Source organism: Ereboglobus luteus (assembly GCF_003096195.1).
GTDB lineage: Bacteria > Verrucomicrobiota > Verrucomicrobiia > Opitutales > Opitutaceae > Ereboglobus > Ereboglobus luteus.
In genome coordinates, this window is sequence record NZ_CP023004.1 from 3,086,829 (window position 1) to 3,102,954 (window position 16,126).

Here is a 16,126-nt window from a genome sequence, read left to right on the forward strand (position 1 = left end):
ATCCCAAAATCCCAAATTCCCAAATTCCAAATAAATTTCAAAAATCTCAAATGACCAAATCTCAAAACAGACATTCGAATGCACGCCTGCGCAAGGAGGGGCGGCGTCCCGCCGCCCGACGAGGCGAAGCCTCGCCCGTTGGGATTTTGAGATTTTGGGATTTGAGATTTATTTGGAATTTGGGATTTCGGAATTTGGAATTCCTCCCACAGGAGGGCACCTCATAACCACTGATGTTTGACGGCACCTACATCTTCAAAGACCCGCTCTGGTTTCTCGCGCTGCTCGCCATCCCCGCGATCATGTGGCTGCGCTCGCGCCGCACCGTTCCCGTGTTGATCGTTCCGTTTGCCGCCGCCTGGCATCGCGCGTCGCTCACCGGCCCCTCGCGCTGGCCCGTCATTTTCGCCTCGCTCGGAATCGTCCTCATCACCATCGCGCTCGCGCGTCCGCAAAAAGTCGAGGACAAGCGCGAAGTCCATACGAAAGGCTACGACCTCATGCTTGCCATCGACCTTTCCAGCTCGATGCTCTCCGAGGATTTTTCCGAGGGCAGCACGCCCATCAACCGCCTTCAGGCGATCAAGCCTGTCATCAAAGCCTTCATCAACGACCGCCCCAGCGATCGCATCGGCGTCGTTCTTTTCGGCGGGCGCGCCTACACGCTTGCGCCTCTCACTTTCGACCACGACTGGCTCGCGCGCCAGATCGAGCAAATCAAAATCGGCCTCGTCGAGGATCGAACGGCAATCGGCGACGGACTCGGGCTTGCACTCTCGCGTCTCGATCAACGGGATCGCACCGAGGATGGCAGCAAGCGCAAAGGCGCATTCGTCATCCTTCTCACTGACGGCGCAAACAACGAAGGCATGCTCTCTCCGCGACAGGCCACCGAAATCGCCAAGGAGCGAAACATCCCCGTCTATACCATTGGCGCCGGGCGCGAGGGCTGGGTGCCGTTTCCCAGGTTTGACAACAATGGCAATCGCATTGGCGCGCGCCGCACCATCAGCGATCTCGACGAGGAAACGCTGCGCACCATCGCGCGCGAAACCGGCGGCCTCTATTTTCGCGCCCGTGACAACAACACCATCAAGTCCGCGTTCGCCGCCATCGACCGCGCGCAAAAAATCGAGTTTCAAGCCAAGTCCTACCTCGTCACCACCGAATATTTCCACTGGTTCGCCATTCCCGGCGGCGCGCTCTTTTTGCTCGCCGCATTGTTCACGCGCCTGAATACGCGCGCTTCATTCCGCACTCCGAGTTCCGAACTCCGCACTTCCACCCAATGAGTTTTTACTGGCCGCAACTTCTCTGGCTCCTCGCCATCCCCGTGTTTTTCCTGCTCGGGGAAATCGTGCGCCGCGCCGGTGTCGCGTTCACCTACCCAAAAATCCTCCGCGCTCGCGCCGGCCGACGCTCGCTCCGGCTTGAATCCGACAATCCAAAATCCAAAATCCAAAATCCAAAATCGTCCCGTCCCCGCGTGCTGCTCTACCTCGGCCTCGCGCTCGCCATCGCCGCGTGCGCCCGTCCGCAATGGGGACGCATCGAGGAACCCGTTTTCGACCAGTCCCGCGAAATCCTGATCGCGCTCGACCTCTCGCGCTCGATGGACGCGACCGACGTCAAGCCCACGCGCCTCGGCCGCGCGCGCCTGCTCGTTTCCGGACTCCTCTCCGACCTCAAGGGCGAGCGCGTCGGCCTGATTGTGTTTGCCGGCACCGCGTTTTTGCAAAGCCCGCTCAGTTCCGACTACGAAATCCTTCGCGACTTCCTGCCGCTCATGGACACGAAGTATCTTCCCCAAGGCGGCACCGATTACACCGCGCTCCTGAACTCCGCGCTCGGCTCCTTCAGCCAGGGCGACGGCGCCGACCGCTTCCTCATCATCCTCAGCGACGGCGAGGCAAACGATGACACCTGGCGCCCCCTCGTTGACAAACTCAAGGAGCGAAACATCCGCGTTGTCAGCCTCGGCGTCGGCACCGAGGCCGGCTCGATCATGCCCGACGGCGCGGGCGGACTCATCAAGGACGAGCGCGGCGCGGTCGTGCTCTCCAAGCTCGAAAGCAAAACCCTTCGCGAACTCGCCGAGGCCACCACCGGCGTCTATGCCGACGCCAGCAGCTGGGTCAACCTCGCCGAGATCATCGAGCAAACCGTCGCCACCGGACGCAAAGGCGCGTTTCGCGAGGAAAACCGCGTGCGCCTCGCCGAGCGCTACCAATGGCCCCTCGCCGCGGCGCTGCTCCTTCTCGCGTTCAGCTACTGGTTCGAGTTTCCCGTGCGCCCCAAGAACCGCGCCATCCGCCTCGCCCCGCAAAAAGCCAAAGCCCCCGCCAACGTAGCGCAGACTGCCAAGTCTGCCCCTCCGCCACTCGCATGACACTGCGCCCGACATCTCTTTTTTCAAAAATCCTCGGTCGGATCAGCCTGATCGGACTGGCCGGCTTGCTCTGTCTCCCGCTCCCGCAACTTTCCGCCATCGAAGTCGCGAAACCCGCCGAACCCGCCGAGCCGGCCGCGCCCGTCGAGGATCCCGCGAAGCCGCTTGGCGAACTCGTGGGCCGGCTCTCCGCGCTCGACACGCTCGCGCCGCGCGACTTCGCCGACTTCGCCACCGAGACGATCGCCTACAGCCAGGCCGTGCAGGCGTCGAAACAACCTGTATCCGAAAAACCAATACGCGACGCGCTCGCCGCCGTTGACCAGGGCCGCAAGCTCGACCCCAAGGCCGCCGACTGGGACGACCTTCAATCCCGCCTCGAAAAATTCCTCGAAAAACCCGAGCAGCAAAACCAGGACCAGCAGCAACAGGACAAAAACGACCAGGACAAGCAGGATAAGGACAAACAAGACCAGCAGCAGAATCAGCAGGACAAGCAAAACCAGTCCGGCGACAAAAACGACGACCAACAAAACAAGCAGGACCAGCAAAACCAACAACAGCAGCAGGGCGACAAGTCCGACCAGCAACAAGGCGACCAGCAAAACCAATCCGGCGAAAACCAGGACCAGCAGCAACAGCAAGGCTCGCAGGATCAGCAAAACCAGCAATCCGGCGACCAAGAGCAGCAGCAACAACAGGACAAACAGGACGGTCAGGGCAAAAACGACAACGCCCAAGAGCAGGAGCCGAAACCCCAGCAGCAATCCGCGTTCGGCGACATGCAAAAAAAGACGAGGACAAGCAAGACGCCGGCCAGCAATCCCAGGAGCAGCAACAACAACCCGAAGCCCAGCCCGAACAATCCGAAAACATGCAGCAAATCGGCGGCTCCGACGGCAAGGATCAGAAGCCCATCGACTCGCGCCTGATCATCCCCATGCAGCAGCTCGATCAAGTGCGCGACAAGGACGCCCCCGCGATTCTTTTCCAGCGCATGCAAGCAGCCCAGGACGGCGGCCAGCAGCAACAATCCGCGCAACAACCCAAAGGCAAGAATTGGTAATATGAATTTTCGATTTTCGATTTTCGATTTTCGATTGGCTGCCGCCGTGCCGAAAAGGCATGGGCTAAATGACACGGATATGCCCGTCCACGACGCCCCGGATTCGTCCGTGTCGCGCAGCCCGTGTGTTTCAGCCGCAAACTTCCCGTCTGGAGCGGCAGCTCCCAATCGAAAATCGAAAATCAAAAATCGAAAATTTTCCTCACTTTCCGCCATGTCACGTCTCTCCGCATTCCTTCTTTTTTCGCTCTTTACCTTTCACCTTTCAGCCCTTTCCCAAACCATCCGTTGGGATCCATCCGGCGGCAGCCTTGCCAAGGGCCAGGTCAGCCAGATTCAGCTCGTGTTTGAAAACTGCCAGCCGCAGGGCAGCGTCGCGTTCCCCCCGTGGCCGGCCTCGAACTTCAGCACAACGGCAGCCGCTCGCAAAACTTCAGCAGCATCAACGGCCGCAACGTGCAAAGCGTTTCCTTCGGCTTCAACGCCCGCCCCACCACCGAGCAGCGAGTCACCATCCCCGCGTTCAAGATCAACACCGACAAGGGCGAGATCACCGTGGCGTCCGTCAGTTTCGACGTCGGCGCGGCCACCGTGCAGGGCGGACAACTCACGCTCGACCAAGTCGTCGGCTCCAAGTTCGTCGTTCCCCAAACCGTCTGGGCCGGCGAGGTGTTTCCCCTCACGTATCGCATCACCGCGCTAAAACGCTTCCTCAACTCGCTCGGCAGCGAGCATCCCGAGTGGGATTCGCTCCCGCTCAATCCCGAGCCCTGGCCGAAATACCAATTGGCCGACGAACTCAAAAACGGCGAGCCGTGGATCAACGTCACCTACACCACCCGCGCCATCGCGCGCGATCCCGGCGCGATCACGCTCAACCCCGCGCGCCACGTCGTCGCGCTCAACACCGGGCGCCGCGACATCTTCGGCTTCGCGCAACAGGAGCAATTTGCAATCACAAGCGACCAGCCCAAAATCACCGTCAAGCCGCTTCCCGCCGGCGCGCCCGCGAAATTCTCCGGCGCGGTCGGCCAGTTCAAACTCGAATCGAAAATCGTCCCCGAAAACGCCGCCGTCGGCGAACCCATCACCTGGACGCTCACGCTTTCCGGCCAGGGCAACTGGCCCGACATCCAATCGCTCCCGCCGCGCTCCGTTTCGAAAGATTTCCACGCCATCCAGCCGCAAGTGAAACGCACGCCGCAGGGCGAAAACGCGCTCTACGAATTCACCCTCTCCGAGGACGTCGTGCTCGTCCCCACCAAGCCCGGCCCCTACACGCTCGGCCCCGTCGAATGGAGCTACTTTGATCCCGCGCAAGGTCGCTACGTGACCATCACCGCGCCCGCCGCAAAAATCGACGTCACTCCCGCCGCCAACGCCGCCGCGCCCATCTTTGCCGGCTCGGGCACGCAAGCCGCGACGCCCGCACCCGACGCGCTCACACTCGCCGACGCGCCGAAGCAGCCCGCCAACATCCCCGGCGATCCGCTTCCCTCCGCCGCTCCCGCGCCGACACCGCTCCCGCGCTCCCCGCTCATTCTCTATCTTCTGGCCGCCGGCCTCTGGCCTCTTCTTCTCTGGCTCGTCCTCGCGTTTCTGCGCGCGCGCCGCACCGATCCAAACCGCCCGCAACGCGAAGCCCGCGCGCGCATCCAGAAAACACTCGCCGCAATCGACGAGACACCCGCCGCCGAACGCGAACGCCTCGCCTCGCTCCTGCAAGCCTGGCAGCACGACACCGCCATCCTCTGGAAAATCCCGCAAGTCGTGCCCTCCGCGTCGCTGTTCCTGAAAACAAACGACAAGGAAACCGGCGCCGCATGGTCGGCGCTCTGGAGCGACAGCGAACGCGCGCTCTACCGCGCCGGCTCGCCGCTTCCGCCCGACTGGAGCTCGCGCGCCCACGCCGCGCTCGCCGCCAAACGCGCGCGCGGCTTCAACCCGTTCTCGCTCTTCGCTCCGCGCAACCTCTTCCCGCTCGCCGCGGCGCTGGCTGTTTCTTTTTCACTTTTCACCCTTCACCCCTCACTCTTCGGCGCCACCAACACAAGCTCCGCCCAAACACCGGAAGCCGCATACAAATCCGGCGATTTCAAAACCGCCGAAACCGCGTGGCGCCGCGCCGTCGAGGCCGCGCCGACCGATTGGGTGTCGCGCCACAACCTCTCGCTCTCGCTCGCGCAACAAGACCGCTGGGCCGAGGCGGGCGCGCACGCCTTTGCCGCGTTTGTGCAGCACCCGAACGAACCCGCGGTGCTCCGCAATGTGCTCCTCACTCTCAGTCGCGCCGGATACACGCCGAGCGCGGTCGCGGAAGTCACGCGACCCGGACCGGTGCGCGAAGTCGCACTGCGCTTTGCGCCCGCGCAATGGCAATGCGCGCTCGGCATCTCGGTCGCGCTCGCCGCGCTCGCCTTCGCGTTTGTGCTGCTCGCCGTTTACGGACGCCGCTTCCGGCTGCCGCTTTTCATCCTGGCAGGCGCGGCGTTTGGCTTCGCGGCGCTTGGCGTGACGGTGTCGCTGCTCAGCCTTCACGCCTACGGTTCCGCGAAGGACGAACGCGCGGTGATCGTATGGAAGTCGGGCTCGCTCCGCTCGATCCCGACAGTCGCCGACACGACGCAAAAAACCACGCCGCTAGCCGCGGGCACGGTTGCGATTGTTGACAAGGATTTCCCCGGCTGGGTGCGCCTCGTTTTCGAGGACGGCCAAACCGGCTGGGTGCCAAGGGAAGACACCGTGCGCTTGTGGAAGTGAGTTTGCGGGCGCGCGGCGGTTTTACGCATTCGGCAGGTTGTTCAGGAAAACGAGGATTTCCTTCAATCGCGCGAGCGGCTTGGGGCGGCGAGTCGCGGGAAGCGCGTGCCGTGCATCACAAAATCGTCGTGCTTGCCGGTGTTGCGCAGGCATTTCAGGCGGGTGCCGGCGGTTTCCACGCTGAGGATGTTTTTCTGCTCCGCGCGTATCCGGATTTCGGTGATTAAAAACAGCGCCTTCACTTCGTCGCCGTATTTGCCGAAGCGGTCGCGCAGGTCGTTTTGGATTTGCTTGAGCGCGTCGGGTGTTTCGGCGAGCGCGAGGCGGCGATAGAAATCAATGCGCAGCCGCGTTTCCGAAATATACGCGCTCGGGATGCGCGCTTGGATTTTCGGAATCTCGACAATGCCGCTGGCGGCGTCCTCGGCCGCCTTGATCGCGGAGTAGGACGTGGCGTGGGCTTGGGAGGGCAGGGCGCGCTCGCCGGAATTGGGTTTGGATTTTGTGGCGGCTCCGGACGGCGGCTTCGGCGAAGCCTCCCTGCCTTCATCCGCCTCGCCCACATAGACAAAATCGAGCTTCACATTTGCGCGAATGCTTGCCGCCGATTTTTCGCCTTTCAGGCGCGCCACCGATTGCCGCAACAACTGGCAATACAGCTCGAACCCGACGCCGACGATGTGGCCGCTTTGCTCCGCGCCCAGCAGGTTTCCCGCGCCGCGCAGTTCGAGGTCGCGCATCGCGATGCGGAAGCCCGCGCCGAGCTGGTTGTGCGCGCGGAGGGCGTTCAGGCGCTGGCGCGCGATTTCCACGAGGTGCGTGTGACGGTGCAGCAGCAGATACGCGTAGGCTTGGTGCTTGAAACGACCGACGCGGCCGCGGAGTTGGTAAAGTTGCGAGAGGCCGAAGCGGTCCGCGCCCTCGATGATGATTGTGTTGCAGTTCGGAATATCGAGGCCGCTTTCGATAATGGTGGTGCAGACGAGGATGTCGTATTTGCCCGCGACAAAATCGGTCATCACATGCTCAAGGTCCTTTTCGTGCATTTGTCCGTGGCCGACGCCGATGCGCAGGTCGGGCAAAAGTTCGCGCAGGCGCGCGGCGACGAGGTCGATTGTTTGCACGCGGTTGTGCAGATAAAAAACCTGCCCGCCGCGGCGCAGCTCGTGGCGCACGGCCTCGACGATGAGTTTTTCGTCGTAGGTTTTGACGATGGTCTGGACGGGGTGGCGGTTGGTGGGCGCGGTTTCGATGACGCTCATGTCGCGCGCGCCGGTGAGCGCCATGTAGAGCGTGCGCGGGATCGGCGTGGCGCTCATCGAGAGCACGTCCACGGTGGCGCGCATGGTTTTGAGGCGCTCCTTGTGCTTCACGCCGAAGCGCTGCTCCTCGTCGATGACAACGAGGCCGAGGTTGCGAAAGACGATGTCTTTTTGGAGAAGGCGGTGCGTGCCGATGAGGATGTCAACTTGTCCGGCGGCGGTGGCTGCGATGATTTTGTTCTGCTCGCCGCGCGTGCGAAAGCGCGAAACCATTTCGACGATGACGGGGTAGCCGGCCATGCGCTCGCGAAAGGTGTTGAGGTGCTGTTGCGCGAGCACGGTTGTCGGCACGAGGAGCGCGACTTGGTATCCGTCCTGCACGGCCTTGAACGCGGCGCGGATGGCAACCTCGGTTTTGCCAAAGCCGACATCGCCGCAGATGAGGCGGTCCATGCTGCGCTCGCGTTCCATATCGGCCTTGGTTTCATCAATGGCGCGGAGTTGGTCGCGCGTTTCGGTGAAGGGGAATGACGCCTCGAATTCCTTTTGCCAGGTGGTGTCGCCTCCAAAGGCGTGTCCGGCCTGGGCTTCGCGCGCGGCCTGGATGCGGAGCAACTCGGCGGCGAGGTCGATGGTGGCGACTTCGGCGGCGCGGCGTGTTTTTTCCCAGCGATTGGTGCCGATGCGCCCGAGCTGCGGACGCGTTTTGCTGAGGCCGACGTAGCGGCTGACGAGATGCGATTCCTGCAACGGAACGTGGAGCGTGACGCCGTCGTCGAACTCGAGCGAGATGACTTCGCGCATGCCCGTGGCGTGGTCGATTTTTGCGAGACCGCGATAGATGGCGATGCCGTGCTGGATGTGGACAACGAGATCGCCCTCGACGAGCTCGGAGAAGTCGAGGAGCTGGTCGACTTGGGCGCGCTGCACGAGCGCGCGTTGTTGCAGCGCCGCGCCGCCGGCCCGTCGCGCGCGCTGGCGTCCGAAGAGCTCGGTTTCGGTGATGTAGAGCGCGGGTTGGAAAGGCGGCGCAGATATTTCTGCCTGTGCCACCTTGCGCGTTATGCGGAAGCCCTCGTTCAATGTGCCGCGCAGGTAGCGCGGACGGATTTTTTTGAAGGCGGTTGTGCCGGCGAGGATTTCCTTGGCGCGGTTTTCCTCGCCCTCCTTGGCGGTGATAATCGTGAGCGCGTAGCCGTCGCGGGTTGTCCATTGGGCGACTTGTTTCAGGAAACGCGCGCGGGCGTCCTCCTCGGCTTGGAGGCGTTCGTTGGCGACGAGATCATTGGAGGGATAACTGCGGTGGTGAACAAGGCTGTCGGTTTCCCAAACAACTTCGCGCGTGCCGGGCGCGTCGAAAATTTCGCTGGCCTCGTCGAGATCGCTGACTCCAAAAAGTCCGGAGACTTTTTGGAGAAGGGTGAAGAGTGAAGGGGGAAGGGGGAAATCGGACGCCGGCGTGGTGTTGACGCCGGTTTCGCTGGAGAGCGCGTTGAAATTTTCCTCCAGCATTGCGGGTTCGACGAACAGTAGGTTTGTGCCGGCGGGAAGGTAATCGGCCATGCCCGTCTTCGACGGCTCAAGGCGCACGCGCGGACTGGCGGAGAGCGTGATGCTGGCAACGGATTCGCCCGAGCGTTGTGTGACCGGATCGAAGGCGCGGATGTCCTCGATTTCATCGCCGAAAAAATCGAGACGATAAGGTTGCGTGGCGGTGATCGGATAAACGTCGATGATGCCGCCGCGCACGGCGTAGCTGCCCGGGGCCTCGCAAACGGCCTCGCTGTCGTAGTCGAGCTCGCGGAGTTTTTCTATCAGCGCCTGAAACGGCTGCGCCTGTCCGCTCGAGAGCGTGATTTCCGCCGTGGCAAATTGCGCGAGGGCGGGGACGGGTTGAGACAATGCCGCGGGCGTTGTGACAATCAGTTTGGGGCGTGAAAATTTTGGTTCAGCGTTAAGGGAACCTCGCAGGGCGGAGAGGACGGTGAGGCGGTCGGCGCTGGCGGCAAAGGCTTCGCGCATGTCGCGCGTGTCGGGCATCGATTCGGGGAGGATGTAGATCGCGGCGGAGTTTCCGGTTTTCAGTTTGCGGTTTCCAGTTGGGGAATCTGTTGCGCCGGCAGTTTCAAAAAACGCGATGTCCTCGGCAAGTTGTTCGGCGAGCTTGGATTCGTCGACAACGATCAACCACAGCGGTGCGGGGTGGGCGCGCACGAGCTCGCCGATGACTGCGCCGCGGGCGGGCGGGCAGACTCCGACGTGCTTGGCTCGATACGGAATCGCTGAGGCTGACATTTATGTCGCAGATTGAACAACGAAGGTGCCGATGCGCGAAGTTTTTTTAATCGCGGAAGCGCGGAAGAGCGGAAATTCAGAAGGGAGTTTGATTCCGTGCTTCCGCTCTTCCGCGTTTCCGCGATGGGGTTTTCCTATTCGACGACGAGGGTGGTGCTGGCGGAGTGGGAGTTGTATTCGGGTGCATACATGCACTGGATTTCGGCGATGCCGCTTTCGTAGACGCCGCGCAGTTGCACGCGCACCGGATACTCGAACACGTGCGTGCCGGCGGACAGCCAGTCCATGAAGAAGTGCGTGGCGGTGTCTCGCGTGCTCTCATAATAACCGAGGCCGTTTTTCCAGCGGTAGCCGCTCAGGACGTTGACCGGCTCGGTGCCGCTGCCTCGCTGGTCTTTCAAGTGCACGAACTCCATGTCTCGGTCGGTGCGCAGTTCGATGCGCGCGATGAGGGTGTCGCCGGGTTCGAGCTTGGTTTTGTCGAGCGCGACGAGGGTTGGGCCGCTCGATGTGTTGATTTGTTTCCAGAGGGTTTTCTTGAGCGTGAGCGGTGTGCCTTCGTGCGGGGTGATTTTGTCGATGGTTTGAAGATACTGCCAGGTGACGCCGCCCCACGCCGGGCCGGCGTCGGTTTTGGTGACGGTGATTTTTTCGCCCATTGACGGTGTGATCGAGGGGCCGGGGATGCGTTCGCGATAATAGCCGGTGCCGGCTTCGGATTGGGCGGGTTCGATTTTTTTGCCGCCAAGTGAAACGGTGACAAGGGCGTCGGAGGCGAGTTTGTCGGCGCCGCGCAAGAGCAGCGCGTAGACGGCGTCGGCGGTCGCCTTGGTGCTGGGCCAGGCTTGGGTTTGTTTTTGCTTGAGCAGCCAGAGTTGGAGGTCGGAGACGGCTTGGGTGTCGCGCGCGACTTCGTCGAAGACTTCGATCATGAGCGCTTGGGTTTCGATTGGGGCCTGCCACCAGAACCAGCCGCGGTTGGTGTCGGCCCAATACATGCCGAGTTCGTCGTGGTTTTTGGCGTGTTGCTTGAGCGAGGTGACGATGGCGGCGGGTGTGGCGGTGTCACTCATGCGGGCGAGCGCGAGGGCGGCGTGGCCTTGGGATTGGCGCGGGAGCGAGAGCCAGTGTTTGCGGGCTTGCGCGGTGTAGAAGTCATAGGCGGCGCGGGCGGTGTCGGGGATGGGGATTTCTTTCAGGTAGAAGCTGCGCGTGTAGAGTTGGAATGCGTCGGCGCTGCGGATGTGGTTGCCGTCGGGGTTGAAGTTTTTCGTGGCGATGAGCTCGGCGTGGTGTTTGGCGAGGGCGGCGTCGAGCGCGGTGACGGCGCGCTTGAGCATGGTGTCGGCGCGGTTGTCGAGCGGGATGCCGAAGTGGCGCAGGCGCGCGAATCCGGCGACGAGGTAGCGGGTGATGTAGTCGCTGCCGCGTCCGCCGGGGAACCATGCCCAGAGTCCGTTGTTCATCTGGCGCTCGGCAAGTTGCGCGATGATGGCCTGGGTTTGCGCGGCGGTGCGGTTTGCATCGAAGAGATTTCCGATGGCGCGGCGGTTTTCACTTTCGCGCGTGGCGTCGCGCAGCCACGGGGTTTCCTCGATGAGCACGGATTTGAGGTCCTCGTTTTTGAGGAGGGGCGATTCGAGCGCGGGGGTGTTGCGCCATTGCTCGAAGACGCGCGCGATTTTCGGGTCGGAGTTGGCAATGTGCGCGGCGAGGGCGTTGGCGTAGTAGCGGTTGAAGAGTTGCTCGGTGCATTCGTGCGGGTATTCCATGAGGTTGGGCAGCGCGAGCACGGCATACCAAGCGGGGTTGCTGGTCATTTGCACGGTTAGGGATTCGTGGCGAAGGGCTGAAGGACTGAAGGATTGAAGGGCTGAAGTTTCGGACTCGGCCAGCTTGGGGAATCGGAAGGTGTAAGTGCCTTTGTCGCGGACGGGCAGCGTGATGGATTCGGTGACGAGCTGGCGGCGGCTGAGGACGGGCAGGAAACCCTCCTCGCCGTCGCTGACCGCGCCGGTGGAGGCGACGGCTTTGTAGGTGAGGAAACCCTGGCCGTCGGAAACATAAATGCGCCATGAAATTGTTTTCGATGAATTTGGTGCCAATGTAAAAGGACGCTTGGGGCGATTAGCTTCACCATCTATTGTTTCAAAGGTGAATATATCCATGTCTTTCAGCGTGCTGGCGTCGGCGAAGGTGAGCTGGGCGGATCCGGTTTGCGGCTTGTCCGTCATGTTGGTGACTTTGACGGTGAACTCGACGGTGTCGCCTTCGCGCAGGAAGCGCGGTGGGTTGGGCTGCACCATGAGGTCTTTCGCGGTGACGGCGGTGTCGGTGAGGATGGCGGAGCGCAGTTGTTTGTCGTGCGCGAAGCCGAGGAACTTCCAGCGAGTGAGCGCCTCGGGCACGGTGAACTCCATGCGCACGGAGCCGTCCGAATCGGTGAGGAGTTGCGGGAAGAAGAAAGCTGTTTCGTTAAGGTTCTTGCGCGCGGTCACGGCGGCGAGATCGGGGGCGGAAGCAGAAGGGTTTGACGCGTCTGGCTCAAGACTGACGCCGGGCATGGATTTCATGAACTCGCCTGTGCTGGCACTACCCAAAGTAGCACTGTCCATCTTGGAATCCGCATAGCGGAAATCTAAACCCCCAATCCTCGCTGGACTTGCGGGTGCTGCTCTTTGCTCGACGATAACTTGCGCTCGTCCTTCCCTTTCGCTTGTTACCATAAACCTATCTAACATGACGATTTCGCTACCGTTGTTATAGTAGAAGTTTATCCCGGCAAAAGGCAGACGCTCGCTTGATGCCCAGTGACGGTAGGGTGGTTTGTTTTGGACGCGGCGCTGACGAATGTGGAGGTCGTTCACCATTGTTCTGAAGCTGACGGCGTCGTTGGTGGTGCCCCAGCCGGAACTGCGATTGTAGTTTTGACGGAATATGCCGGTGAGGTCGCTCCATTGATGCGGGGAGAATTGGTCGAGCGAGGCGTCGTAGAGGGCGGCGGCGAATTCGGCGGCGGCGTGCTCGGCGTCGGGGCCGGTGATGCGTGCGGTCCATGTTTCGCGTCCGCCGGGGACGAGTTTGGAATTAAAATGCTCCCATGTGATTTTGAGTTTTTTGGTTTCCCAGGGGACGGAGATTTCGCGGGTGGCGGAGACGAGGCGGTTGTCGCGGACTTGGAAGACGCGCAGGGTCACGCCGCCGCGCATGGACTCAGTGATCGGGAGCGTGATTTTTTGCTGTGTGACGCCGGCGTCGGTCCAGTAGCTGCGGAGGATTTTGCCGTTTTGCTCGAAGCTGACGAGGGCGCGCGCGGTGTCGTAACCGGAGCCCCAGAGCGCGGTGAAGGTGTCGCCGGGTTGCAGCGTGAGCGACGAGGCGGCGAAGACAAAATCCTGCTTGTTTTCGTAGCGGGTGGCGTCGGGCGCGAGGACGCGGATTTCGGTGCGGGCGGCGACCGTTTTTCCAAAGCGGTCTTTTGTGCTCACGATGGCGCGGTAGAGTCCTGCGGGGAGTTTGGCGGCGATTTCGGCGAGGCCGGTTTTTGCATCGGTCGTGAAGGTGTGCGTGGAGAGAGCGTCGGGGGATTCGGGCCAGTTGCGGATGTCGGCGGGGTTGGTGTTTTCGGACTCGGGTGTGTATCCATAATAATAATACGTGTGGAGTCTGGCTTGCGGAATCTTGTCGGGTTGCTTGAGCGCGTGAATGGCGACGGTGCCTTGCGCGGACTGGCTGATGCCGTCGAGCGTGGTGGTTTTTATTTTCAGGGTGACGGGGGCTTGGTCGGTTTGCCATTCGGCGGCGGAGATGTCGGCGGCGAGCGCGGTGTAACCAACGGAGATGGTGCGGCTGGCGGTGCGGGTTTCGCCGGTGGTGTCGGTGACTTCGGCGGTGATGGTGTAGTCGAAAATAGGCTCGTTTTTCGCGTCGGCGGTTTTGTCGGGGTGGGCGGTGAATTGGATTGTGAACTTGCCGGCGGCGTCGGTGGCGATCGTGTCGTGCGCGATTTCGCGGGTTTCGATGCGCGGCAGGAACCATGCGCACCAGCGCGGCCAGCGGACGATGCGGCGCACGCGCCATGTGACTTTGGCACCGTCGATGGGCGCGCCCGTGTAGGCGGTGGCGGTGCCGGTGAGCGTGACGGCGCTGTCGAGCTTGGGCGCGGTTTCAGGCGCGGGGAGCGTGACTTCGAACTTGGGGCGTTTGTATTCCTCAATGCGGATGCCGGTGGCGCCGCGTTCGCCGCTTGTCGTGGAGATTCGGTAGTAGCCGGTGAGCCGTCCGGCGGGGACGGTGAAGCTGCCGGAGAGCGAACCGAAATCATTTGTGGTGAGTGTGACGCGGGCCGCTTCCTTGCCGTTGGGGTCGTTGAGGATGACGGTGGCGGTGTGTTGAGCGAGTGGCGTATAATCGGCGTTTTCGTTGTCGGAGCGGAACACGACGCCCTTGAAGCGGATTTCCTGACCGGGTCGGTAAATGGAACGGTCGGCAAAGAAGACGATGCTGTCGTAGGGCGATGCTGGCGTTTGCGGATGCGAGTTGAGATAGATCGTACCGGGCGAGGCCACTGCCTGGCCGCCAGGTGCGCGCGCCAGAAGAACGTAATTCGGATATTCGTTTTCGAGGTAGGGCGTGGGGATGGTAAACGAGCCGTCGGCCTCAGTGGTGGAAGCGGGGAGCGCGAGGCGGTCGCCCTTGGTGGTGGAGCGCCATGCAGTGAGCGTGACACCGTGTTGAGGTTCGCCGGTGGTGGCGTTGACGACGTAGCCGGTGAGCGGGCCTTCGTAGGATTGGTTGCGGATGATGGCCAGATCGCTCACCCAAACCGGAGCGTGGGCGAGGAGATTTTTGTTGTCAGAAAACGACTCATCAAAGCTGGCGACGATGAAGTAAAAACCGGGGGAGAGGTCGGTGGGCGAGGGGATTTTTTCATCGCGATAAGCATGGTCGGGTGTGGGAGGGAGCGTGGTCGTCCATTCTTTTGCGGGGGCGGAAGCCAAGAGCGCGTTGAACTCGTTGCGCGAAATATTTTCGGGGCGGTTGTGGCTCTTCTGCAAAAACATTTCCCACTCGCAGGGGATGGCTCGGAGATAAAGTTTTTGCTGGTTGCGGTAGCGGATTGTGATTTCGGGCGCGGGGTGCGCCCATGTGCGCTCGGTCATGATGCTTTGAAGCGAGGGAGCGTCGAGACGGGCGATGAGATTACGACAGTCGTTGGCGAAGGGCGCGCGAGGGTGGAGGCGGATGCCTTGCTGCGCGGCGGCGTAGGCGGCGGCTGGATCGGTGCTTTCGAGGAGCTGGGCGAGGCGCAGGCAGGCGGTGGTGGCGACGTGGAGTTTCTCATTGCGCGCGATGTAGTCGCGAAGCGCGGCGAGGTGGCGTTCGCGGGCGGGCTGGCCGAGGAGCGATGCTGCCCAGTTGATACGGTGCAAGTCAGCGTCGGTGAGGGCGACTTGTGGCTGCGGATCGTCGAGGTGGAAGCGGAGGAGTTGTTGGTAGAGTTGGACGGCGCGCAATGACGGCGAGATGCCGGCGCTTCCGGTGCCGGCAGCATTCCACGCGAGGAATTCTTCGAGGGAGCCGAGTATGGGGGAGTCCGCTTCGGGTTCGAAGGCGTCTTCGGATTTGGAGACCCCTTGGTCGCCGGCGCTGTAGAAGGCGATGGCTTCGTTGATCAGAAAATCGTAGAGGGTGGGGCGGTAGGTGTCGGGGAGTTCGCCTTTGGCGATAAGGGGTTCAAATATGTCGATGGGCGTGCGCTGGAGTGCGGAAGGATTGGCGAGCGCGGCCTCGAAATGTTGCGCGGTTTTGGCGAGAACGCGGCGGGCATCCCATGTGAGGAAATCGTCGGAGGGCTGCTCGGAGGTTTGAGTTCGTTGAAGGAGATGCCAACGGTTGGCTTGATAATACTCCCACCATGTTTTTGCGAGCGCGGCTTCGAGAAGCGGGCGCATTGACGCAGGGAGCGCGGGTGCGTGGTCGTCGGCCAGCCAGGTGTTGAGTGCGCGAATAGCCGTGGCCGCTTGCTCTCGGGGTTCTTCAATAAAGGCGTCGATTTGGGTTTTGGCGAGAATTGCCCGAACGGCTTCGGGCCATGTTTCATCCGCAATGGCTCCGGTGATTATTTTATCGAGCGCGGCGGAGGCGGTTTTGGGCTGGCCTGCTTTTTGTGCGTCGGCGACAGCGCGCCAGTCCGCGGCGCGATTCGCCGCGAAGAGTGAAGTGTGAAGGGTGAAGAGTGAAAACAGGAGCGCGAGGACGAGCGGGAGGTTGCGTTTCATATAAAGGGAAAACGGTTGAGTTGAGTTTTTATTAACCATGGGGGGCACGGAGAGGCACGGAGGAATTCATGAG

The 16,126-nt window shown here is 61.9% G+C and carries 7 protein-coding genes; 5 read left to right on the forward strand and 2 right to left on the reverse strand.

Annotated features, from left to right (window positions below; translation table 11 throughout):
- The first annotated feature begins 233 nt into the window (after nt 1-233).
- The 5 genes from CKA38_RS11245 (at nt 234) to CKA38_RS11265 (ending at nt 6,215) form a co-directional block, all read left to right on the forward strand.
- On the forward strand, nt 234-1,292 hold the full coding sequence (locus CKA38_RS11245) for a VWA domain-containing protein (RefSeq protein ID WP_236919005.1): 1,059 nt from the start codon (nt 234-236) through the stop codon (nt 1,290-1,292).
- Nucleotides 1,289-2,389 carry a VWA domain-containing protein gene (locus CKA38_RS11250; protein WP_236919006.1) on the forward strand — a complete coding sequence of 367 codons (1,101 nt, stop codon included), beginning with the start codon at nt 1,289-1,291 and terminating at the stop codon, nt 2,387-2,389. Before CKA38_RS11245 ends, CKA38_RS11250 begins: the two co-directional genes overlap by 4 nt.
- The gene (locus tag CKA38_RS15470; RefSeq protein WP_152032827.1) at nt 2,386-3,321 is read left to right on the forward strand and encodes a hypothetical protein; all 936 of its coding nucleotides are present in this window, start codon (nt 2,386-2,388) and stop codon (nt 3,319-3,321) included. Before CKA38_RS11250 ends, CKA38_RS15470 begins: the two co-directional genes overlap by 4 nt.
- Nucleotides 3,264-3,455, forward strand: coding sequence for a hypothetical protein (locus CKA38_RS11260; RefSeq protein ID WP_108825563.1), 192 nt, complete (start codon nt 3,264-3,266; stop codon nt 3,453-3,455). The genes CKA38_RS15470 and CKA38_RS11260 overlap by 58 nt, the downstream gene beginning before the upstream one ends.
- 387 nt (nt 3,456-3,842) lie before the next feature.
- Entirely contained in the window at nt 3,843-6,215 is a 2,373-nt protein-coding gene (locus CKA38_RS11265; protein WP_161554866.1) for a BatD family protein, read from the forward strand.
- Between the two features lie 62 nt (nt 6,216-6,277).
- On the opposite strand, the gene mfd is transcribed toward CKA38_RS11265, so the two are convergent.
- Nucleotides 6,278-9,772 (reverse strand): transcription-repair coupling factor, encoded by a 3,495-nt coding sequence (gene mfd / locus CKA38_RS11270; RefSeq protein ID WP_236919007.1) that lies wholly within the window; start codon nt 9,770-9,772, stop codon nt 6,278-6,280.
- Between the two features lie 134 nt (nt 9,773-9,906).
- Entirely contained in the window at nt 9,907-16,053 is a 6,147-nt protein-coding gene (locus CKA38_RS11275) for an alpha-2-macroglobulin family protein (RefSeq protein WP_161554867.1), read from the reverse strand.
- Nucleotides 16,054-16,126: the final 73 nt, after the last annotated feature.